The sequence below is a fragment of the Jiangella muralis genome, assembly GCF_001270745.1.
In the GTDB taxonomy this organism is placed as follows: domain Bacteria; phylum Actinomycetota; class Actinomycetes; order Jiangellales; family Jiangellaceae; genus Jiangella; species Jiangella muralis.
On sequence record NZ_LFXL01000093.1, the window covers coordinates 1 to 515 of the forward strand.

1 protein-coding gene is annotated in these 515 nt (G+C 69.5%); it reads right to left on the reverse strand.

Going from position 1 to position 515, the window contains the following annotated elements; all coding sequences use genetic code 11:
* A partial coding sequence (locus ACW62_RS32810) for a DeoR/GlpR family DNA-binding transcription regulator (RefSeq protein WP_420843638.1) occupies window positions 1-512 on the reverse strand: 512 nt, incomplete at its 3' end.
* Window positions 513-515 lie beyond the last annotated feature (3 nt).

Here is a 515-nt window from a genome sequence, read left to right on the forward strand (position 1 = left end):
TGGTGGTAGGTCAGCCCGCCCGACGCCGCCGAGGTCGACGTCAGCAGCACGTCGGCGCGCAGCGACTCGATCGCCTGGATGCACGGCACGCCCAGGAACGAGTCGTGCGTCGGGTAGTACTCGCCGCCCAGGGAGATCAGCCGGACCCGGTCGGCGCGGCTGATGGTGTTGATGACCTGCAGGAAGTTCGTGATGACGGTGAGTGGTGCGGCGTCGGTGAGCAGTTCGGCGACCCCGAGGGTCGTCGTCGAGTCGTCCAGCATGACCGCCATGCCCGGCTCGATCAGCGTGCGCGCGAACCGGGCGATCGCCGCTTTCTCGGCGCGGGCGGTGCGCAGCCGGTAGGCGACGTTGCTCTCGAACACGCTGGACGGCTGGGCGCTGACGCCGCCGTGGAATTTGCGGACGACGCCCTGTCGTTCGAGTTCGTCGAGGTCGCGGTGGACGGTCATGAGGCTGACGCCGAACGTCTCGGCCAGCTGGCTCGCGGTGACCGAGCCCTCGCGCAGCACGTG